Here is a 7,362-nt window from a genome sequence, read left to right on the forward strand (position 1 = left end):
CGGCGCCCGAACGACTGGGGCCTCGGCTTCGACATCCGCGACGGCAAGAGCCCGCACTGGACCGGCACCGCCAACTCCCCCGGGACCTTCGGGCAGCGCGCCGATCCGCCGGACCGCCTCGGCGGCCGGCACCGGGCGCTCGGCGCCCCGGGTGCGGCCGTCGTAGTGCCCGGCCAGCACCTCCTGCCCGTCGTCCAGCCGCAGGTGCACCGCGACCAGCGCGCCCTTGGGGTGGAACCGGGCCAGCTCGCGCAGCCACTGGTGGGTCAGCGTGTACGAGGGCAGCACGGGGAAGCAGTACACCCCGTGCGCGCCGCCCCGGCCGGGGCTGTCGGCGCGGATTCCGGCGCGGCGGATGCGCGGCGCGTTCGCCGCGGCGGTCAGGTGCACGAACATCGCCATGGGGCGCGAGCCTAGCGACCGGCCGGGCGGCGGTTCGAGCGGTTTTCCGGGGCGCGGGCCGGGTCGGGCGGTCTGTGCGCGGCGGGTCAGACGGTGGTCGCGCGGCGCTCGATCAGGGCGGCCAGCCCGTCCAGGATGCGCTCCAGGCCGAACTCCAACGCCTGGTCGCGGCCGCCCGGTTCGGCGATGGCGGCGGCGACGGCGGGGAAGCGGTCGGCGTGCTCCTGGACCACGGTGCCGAGGGCGGCGAGGAGTTCGGCCTCGGGGGTGTGGGCGGGCCCGGCGGCGCGGGACTGCGCGGCGATCCCGCGCACGTGCCCGGTGAGCAGGACGGCGGCGTCCATCCGTTCGGGGCCGGTCAGTCCGTGGCCGTCGAGTGCCGCCACCACCCGTTCCAGCCAGGCGAGTTCCCGCGGTCCGAGCACCCGGGCGCCGACGGTGGCGTCCAGCAGCCACGGGTGCCGGGCGAATGACTCGGCCAAGTGGTGGGCCCAGGCGGTGAGTTGCTCCCGCCAGTCGGCGCCCTCCGGGGCGTCCGGCGGTGCGTCGACGGCCGACTCGACCATCAGGGCGACGAGTTCGGCCTTGCCAGGGACGTAGCGGTAGAGCGACATCTTGGTGAAGTCGAGCAGCCCGGCCACCTTCTGCATGGAGACCGCGGCCAGCCCCTCGGCGTCGGCGACCTCGACCCCGGCCGCGGCGATCCGCTCCAGGCTGAGGGCCGGCTTCGGGCCCCGGGTGGGCCTGGCCGGCGGGCCCCAGAGCAGCCGCACCGTGTCGTTCGCCGCCTCGGCCATCATCCGCTCCCGTTCCGACCGCGTGTCCGATCCGGGCCTCCGCCTGGGGGGTTGCCCTTCCGATTCAACTGTGTCTACCGTACACAGCAACGAACAGTGTCCGCGAGACACAGTTTTCTGACCCTCGGACGGAGTGGTTCCATGAGCACCAAGGTGCTGATCTCGGGCGCGAGCATCGCCGGCCCCGCGCTGGCCCACTGGCTGGGCCGGTACGGCTTCGAGGTGACCGTGGTCGAGCTGGCCCCCGCGCTGCGCGACGGCGGTCAGGACGTCGACTTCCGCGGCCCCACCCACCTGACCGTGCTGGAGCGGATGGGCGTGCTGGAGGAGCTGCGCGCGCTCGGCACCGGCGGCAGCCCGATGACCTTCGTCGGCCCCGAAGGGCGCCGACTGCTGCACCTGCCCGCCGAGTTCGCCGGCGGTGACGTGGAGGTCCCGCGCGGGGAGCTGGCCCGGCTGCTCCACCGGCACAGCAGCGCCCGCGCCGAGTACGTGTTCGGCGACTCGGTCACGGCCCTGGAGGAGAGCCCGGGCGGGGTCCGGGTCGCCTTCCGGTACGGGGCGCCGCGCGAGTTCGACCTGGTGATCGGGGCCGACGGACTGCACTCCACCGTCCGCCGGCTCGCCTTCGGCCCCGAGCGGCACCACGTCCGGCACCTCGGCTACTACGCGGCCACCTGGCAGCTGCCCAACGACCTCGGGCTGCCGACCGGCGGGGTCGGCCTCAACGTCCCCGGCCGGCTGATGTCCGTCGGCGCCGCCCACCGCGACCCGGGCCGGGCCGGTGCGTTCGCCCTCTTCGCCTCGCCCGAACTGCGCTACGACCGCCACGACCCGGCGCAGCAGAAGGCGCTGGTCCGGGCCGCCTTCGCGGGCCTCGGCTGGCGGGTGCCGCGACTGCTGGAGAGCCTGGACGCCGCACCCGAGCTGTACTTCGACTCGATCAGCCGCGCCGACGTGCCCGCCTGGTCGACCGGCCGGATCGCCCTGATCGGCGACGCCGCCTGCGGAGCGACCATCGGCGGCATGGGCACCGGGACGGCGGTGGTGGCCGCGTACGTCCTGGCGGGCGAGCTGGCCCGGGCGCGCGGCGACCACCGGGCCGCCTTCGAACGGTACGAGCGGCTGCTGCGCCCGTACGCGCGGGGCTGCCAGAAGGGCGGCGACCGGACCGGGCCGTTCCTCGCGCCGCGCACGGCCGCGGGGCTGCGGTTCCGCAACGCGCTGCTCAACCGGCGCTGGGCGCTGGACCGGATGCTGGAGCTGGGCAAGCGGGTCAGCAGCCTCGACCTGCCGGACTACGGGCGGGAGCCGTCCCGCCGGCCGGCAGTGTCGGGCTGACGGCCGCGTGTCGGGGACGTGTTGGTGGGGCAGGCCCTTGGTCCCACCCGTTCGGCCCCTTGGCCCCTGGCGATCGGGGCCGGGGCGCGCGATGCTGCCCGTACCGGTCCGGACGACCCGCGTCCGGTCGCACCGGCGATGTTGGACGAGGTGAACCGGCGTGCGGCATGCCACCGTCGAATCCGTGATGACCAGCCCCGTGGTCCTGGTCTCCCCCGAGACCGGGTTCCGGGAGATCGTGGCGCTGCTGAGCGAGTACGACATCACCGGCGTCCCGGTGGTGGACCCGGAGGGGCGGCCGCTCGGCGTGGTCTCGGAGGCGGACCTGCTGCGCACCCTGGCCGCGCAGGAGGACCCGGCCAGCCTGCTGCCCGCGCCGGAGTCGGTCCAGGCGGGCCCGGGCGGCGAGGTGACCGCGGCGGACCTGATGACGGCGCAGCCGGTCTGCACCACGCCCGACGCCAGCGTGGTCGCGGCGGCCCGGCTGATGAGCCGGCACGGACTGAAGCGGCTGCCGGTGCTGGACGAGGAGGGGCGGGTGATCGGCATGGTCAGCCGCGGCGACCTGCTGCGGGTGTTCCTGCGCGAGGACCGGGTGATCCGGCGGGAGATCGTCGAGGAGGTGCTCGGCCGGATCGAGGGGGTCAGTCCGGCGGAGATCGGGGTGGAGGTCGACCAGGGGCGGGTGGTGCTCAGCGGCACCGTGCCCGAGCCGCACCTGGTGCCGATCGTGCTCAACCTGTGCCGCTCGGTGGACGGGGTGGTGTCGGTGACCGACCGGCTCGGGGCCGGCGGCGCGGCGCCGGTCGGCTGAGTCCGGTCGGCTGGGGCCGCCGCTTGTCGCCGCCCGCCGAGCCGTCGCCGCGCCGCCCGTTCGTTCAGAGGTCGAACGATTCGCCCGCATACTGCGGAGGGTATCGGGTAACTCACCCTGTGTGCCCGGTGGTGCGGACTGCCGGGACGCCGGAGCTTCGGGGAGGCGGCCGTGGCGGTCGTGTTCGACGCGGACTTCACTTCGACCAGTCAGTGGATCGCCGGGCGCAGCAGCGCGTATCCCCGGATGGGGCCGACCAACCGGAGCGACCACAAACTCGACTACCTCAGCCGCGACTACTGCCCCGACGGGGTCTTCGCAGCGGTCAGGCGGCACAGCGGCGGCCTGTGGAGCTGCAACCTGCTGACCACCGAGGGGAGTCCGGACGGCTTCCAGGTCCGCGCCGGGGACGTGCTGTCGGCGACCGTGACGCTGCCCGTGGAGCTGGGCGCCTGGCCGGCGATCTGGACCTGGCGGGACGGCGGCAACGAGGTGGACGTCTTCGAGTACCACCCGGACAACCCGGACCTGCTGGAGATCTCCAACCACGTCCGGGGCGGCTTCCGGTACTGGCACGGCGCGAGCGCCGGGATCGGGCCGGGGGCGACCTTCGACCTGCGGGTGGTGCTCGGCGCGAAATCGGTGGACTGGTACGTGGCGGACGAGCTGGTCTACGCGGACCTGCACGGCGTCGGGTCCGGCTGGCACGCGTACCTGATCGTCAACATCTCGGTGGCGGACGGGGTGTACCACGACCGGCCCCCGTACGGCGGGCCGGACCGGCTGAGCTGGGTGTGCCACAGCCTCCGGGTGGAGCGCTGAGCGCGGTGGCGCAGCGGCCTACGGTTCGTGCGGCGCGAACGCGGCGGTGATCGGGCCGCGCGGGGCGTACCCGCCGCGCGGGTCGAGCGGGGTGAGGAGGGCGCGCGGGTCGCCCGGCCCGTACGGGGCGTACGGGGAGGGTGTCGCGGTGCGCTGGAACCAGACCGCCCGGCGGTGCGGGCCGATGTGGGCGGGGTCGGTCACGTACAGGTCGTCGCGCGGGGCGCGTTCGTTGCCCGGGGCGAGCGCCGCGTCCACGGCGCGGTCGGCGATCGAGCGCAGCAGCGCGGCGGCGGTGGTCTCGGCGGCGGCCGGCGCGATGGCGAGGGCGGTGAGCTCGGCCCAGAGGGCGGTGGTGACGTAGCCGATCGGGGAGTGGCCGAGCGCCGGGTGGGGGCGCGGGTCCGGGTGGCGCCGCAGCACCCCGGCCGCGACGAGCTGCTCGGGGGAGCGGCCGTCGTCCGGCAGGTGGACGGCCGCGGGTGGCCGGTGAGCCGGGGGCCGCTGGGGGTGGAACGAGGGCGGCGGGTGGTGGGTCACGAGCGGCACGCTACCCGGTGGGCGCCGGGCCGGGTGCCGGACCGTCCTCGCGGGCCTCCCGCACGCCGCTTTCACGGTTGGCGGGCGCACGATGGTGGTAAGGCGCTGCGCACCTCGGCGGCCCCGGCGGGGCCGGAGGAGGAGGTCCTGATGAGGTACTGGCACGGGCACGGCCCGATGGACGGCTGGGGCATGGGCCTGATGGCGTTCGGGATGCTGCTGTTCCTGGTGATCGTCGTGCTCCTGGCCGTGGCCCTGTTCCGCTACGCGTCGCACGGGCGGCAGCCGGTCCCGCCCGGCCGGTGGGCTCCGGGGGCCGGCGGGCCAGGGGCGGGCGGCCCTCAAGGCCGGGGTCCGGCCGGGCAGCGTGGGCCGGAGGGCGAACGGGTGTCCCCGGAGCAGCTGCTCGCGGAGCGGTTCGCGCGGGGCGAGATCGACGCGGAGGAGTACCGGCACCGGCTGGAGACGCTGCGCTCGGCGAACGGGCCGGGCGGCGGCTGACCCGGGAGTTCATCGGGGGGCAATGCGGGCCGGGCCCGCCGCAGTGCGTTCGCGGCGGGCCCGGCCCGTCGGCCACGGGGGCCGGGGGATCGGGCGACCGGTCGGTCGGGGGAGGGTGACCGGTCGCCCGAAGTCGGTTACTCGACGACCAGCTCGACCGGGATGTTGCCCCGGGTGGCGCGGGAGTACGGGCAGACCTCGTGCGCCTGCTTGACCAGCAGCTCGCCGGTCTCGCCCGCGAGGGACTCGGGCAGCTCGACGCGCAGCACGACGGCGAGGCCGAAGCCGGCCCCGTCCTTGCCGATGGACACCTCGGCGGTCACCGAGACCTCGCTGGTGTCCACCCGGGCCTGGCGGCCGACCAGGCCGAGGGCGCTGGCGAAGCAGGCGGCGTAGCCGGCGGCGAAGAGCTGCTCCGGGTTGGTGCCCTGACCGCTGCCACCGAGCGCGGGCGGCATGGCCAGCGCGAGGTCCAGCTGTCCGTCGGAGCTGACGGCGCGGCCCTCCCGGCCGTTGGCGGTGGCGGCTGCGGTGTAGAGCGCGTCCATGGTGGCGTCCCTTCAGGTCCTGGGTGTTCCTGCGGTCGGTGGTCCGGGGCGGTCGCCGTCCCGGGTGCTTCGCGGCGGCCGGCTGGTCGTCGCTGCGCTGTGACAAGTAGAGCACGCAATTCAATTGCGCACAACTCAATCGTGCGATGGTGGTCGGTACCATGGGTCCATGACCACCGACCCCGGCCTGGCGGACGAGGAACTGCTCCGCCTCGACCAGCAGATCTGCTTCTCGCTCAACGCGGCCTCCCGCGCCTTCGGCGGCGTGTACCGGGTGCTGCTGCGGGACCTCGGGCTGACCTACCCGCAGTACCTGGTCATGCTGGTGCTGTGGGAGGAGGGCGAACTGCCCGTCAAGCGGATCGGCGAGCGGCTGCGGCTGGACTCCGGGACGCTCTCCCCGCTGCTCAAGCGCCTGGAGGCGGCCGGGCTGGTGCGCCGCGAGCGGAGCCCGGAGGACGAGCGGTCGGTCACCGTCCGCCTGACCCCCGAGGGGTCGGCGCTGCGCGGGCGGGCCGGGCAGGTCCCGCGCCGGCTGCTCGCGGCGACGGGGCTGCCGGTCGAGGACCTGGCCGCGCTGCGCGGGCTGCTGGACCGGGTGACCGCCGCGCTGGACGCCGCGGAGGTGGAGCCCGCGCCGTAAGGGGCGGGATCGGCGGGCTTGTCAAGCGATCCCCCCACGGAATGTGATCTGGGTCACACGGAAGGCGCTCCGATCGGGCCCGGAAGGGTGAAGCGGCAGGTCAGCGATGCTGTTCGGAAGTGAACGGAATCGTTCGGCAATTGTCGGCCCGATCCGGTCAACATCCCGGACCTCCCGGACGGTTACACCACGAGCCCCCAAGGGGCCGTCGGCGTGCCACCGGGCGGGCCGGCCAGTCGACCGACGAAAGGGGGGCCCGCGTGAGCACTCCCGGGCCGGGCGAGGAGCGGGGCCTGCGAGCCGACCCGCTCGGCGACCTGCCGAACGACTTCGAGGCCTTCTTCACCCGAGAGAACTCCGGCTACCTCCGCTACGCCCAGCAGCGCCTGCGGCACCGTGAGGACGCCCAGGACGCCGTCCAGAACGCGGGCACCACGCTCTACAAGAACTGGCGCCGGGCCCTGGCCAGCCCCGATCCGCAGGCCTTCGCCTTCAAGATCGTCAAGGACGCGGTGGTGGACGTGCTGCGCGAGCGCCGCCGGATCGAGCGCAAGCGGCTGCGGGTGATCGCCCAGCGCCGCCCCGACACCAGCCAGGACGAGCTGAACGAGCTCGCCGAGCTGGACGCCCTGGACTGGGCGATGGAGGAACTCGCGCGGGCCGCCCCGGTCCAGGCCGACGTGGTCCGGCTGCGCCAGGCGGGGCTGTCGTACCCCGACATCGGCCGGTCCCTCGGCATCGCGCACACCACCGCCCGCACCTACTACAGCCTCGGGCGGCGCCACCTGGAGTACCTGCTGGAACACCCGGACGAGGGCGGGGAGCGGACATGAGGGTCGGGGACCTGCTGCGCGCGCACGCTGCCGATCATCCTGCTCACCGCGCGCTCGGACGACATCGACGTGGTGGTGGGCCTGGAGTCCGGCGCGGACGACTACGTGGTGAAGCCGGTCC

At 74.8% G+C, this 7,362-nt stretch carries 9 protein-coding genes and 2 pseudogenes; 7 read left to right on the plus strand and 4 right to left on the minus strand.

Translation table 11 applies throughout. From position 1 onward, the window contains the following. Positions 1 to 402: pseudogene (locus ABZW03_RS33495) on the minus strand (hypothetical protein); the annotation flags it as partial. A gap of 86 nt (positions 403 to 488) precedes the next feature. Continuing rightward, entirely contained in the window at positions 489 to 1,202 is a 714-nt protein-coding gene (locus ABZW03_RS33500; RefSeq protein ID WP_355266865.1) for a TetR/AcrR family transcriptional regulator C-terminal domain-containing protein, read from the minus strand. A gap of 138 nt (positions 1,203 to 1,340) precedes the next feature. On the opposite strand from ABZW03_RS33500, the gene ABZW03_RS33505 reads away from it, so the two are divergent. The 3 genes from ABZW03_RS33505 to ABZW03_RS33515 all read left to right on the plus strand — a co-directional run bounded on the left by ABZW03_RS33505 (position 1,341) and on the right by ABZW03_RS33515 (position 4,176). Next, positions 1,341 to 2,540, plus strand: coding sequence for an FAD-dependent monooxygenase (locus tag ABZW03_RS33505; protein WP_355266868.1), 1,200 nt, complete (start codon positions 1,341 to 1,343; stop codon positions 2,538 to 2,540). A 187-nt stretch (positions 2,541 to 2,727) separates the two neighbouring features. After that, positions 2,728 to 3,354, plus strand: coding sequence for a CBS domain-containing protein (locus ABZW03_RS33510; protein ID WP_355266890.1), 627 nt, complete (start codon positions 2,728 to 2,730; stop codon positions 3,352 to 3,354). Positions 3,355 to 3,525: 171 nt separating this feature from the next. Continuing rightward, a complete protein-coding gene (locus ABZW03_RS33515) occupies positions 3,526 to 4,176 on the plus strand; it encodes a beta-glucanase (RefSeq protein ID WP_355266871.1) in 651 nt (216 codons plus the stop codon). An 18-nt stretch (positions 4,177 to 4,194) separates the two neighbouring features. Here ABZW03_RS33515 and ABZW03_RS33520 read toward each other — a convergent pair whose 3' ends face one another. Further along, on the minus strand, positions 4,195 to 4,716 hold the full coding sequence (locus tag ABZW03_RS33520) for a hypothetical protein (RefSeq protein ID WP_355266874.1): 522 nt from the start codon (positions 4,714 to 4,716) through the stop codon (positions 4,195 to 4,197). 150 nt (positions 4,717 to 4,866) lie between these two features. Here ABZW03_RS33520 and ABZW03_RS33525 point away from each other — a divergent pair, with 150 nt between their 5' ends. Beyond that, positions 4,867 to 5,217, plus strand: a complete 351-nt coding sequence (locus tag ABZW03_RS33525) for an SHOCT domain-containing protein (protein ID WP_355266877.1) — start codon at positions 4,867 to 4,869, stop codon at positions 5,215 to 5,217. A 137-nt stretch (positions 5,218 to 5,354) separates the two neighbouring features. On the opposite strand, the gene ABZW03_RS33530 is transcribed toward ABZW03_RS33525, so the two are convergent. After that, positions 5,355 to 5,765 (minus strand): organic hydroperoxide resistance protein, encoded by a 411-nt coding sequence (locus tag ABZW03_RS33530; protein WP_355266881.1) that lies wholly within the window; start codon positions 5,763 to 5,765, stop codon positions 5,355 to 5,357. Positions 5,766 to 5,934: 169 nt separating this feature from the next. On the opposite strand from ABZW03_RS33530, the gene ABZW03_RS33535 reads away from it, so the two are divergent. From ABZW03_RS33535 to ABZW03_RS33545, 3 genes and pseudogenes are all read left to right on the plus strand, one after another. After that, positions 5,935 to 6,408: a MarR family transcriptional regulator gene (locus ABZW03_RS33535; protein ID WP_355266884.1), complete on the plus strand. Its 474-nt coding sequence runs from the start codon at positions 5,935 to 5,937 to the stop codon at positions 6,406 to 6,408. Positions 6,409 to 6,668: 260 nt separating this feature from the next. Then, positions 6,669 to 7,241 carry a sigma-70 family RNA polymerase sigma factor gene (locus tag ABZW03_RS33540; RefSeq protein WP_355266887.1) on the plus strand — a complete coding sequence of 191 codons (573 nt, stop codon included), beginning with the start codon at positions 6,669 to 6,671 and terminating at the stop codon, positions 7,239 to 7,241. A gap of 27 nt (positions 7,242 to 7,268) precedes the next feature. Then, positions 7,269 to 7,362: pseudogene (locus tag ABZW03_RS33545) on the plus strand (DNA-binding response regulator); the annotation flags it as partial.

This window comes from Kitasatospora sp. NPDC004799 (genome assembly GCF_040609095.1).
Classification (GTDB): Bacteria; Actinomycetota; Actinomycetes; order Streptomycetales; family Streptomycetaceae; genus Kitasatospora.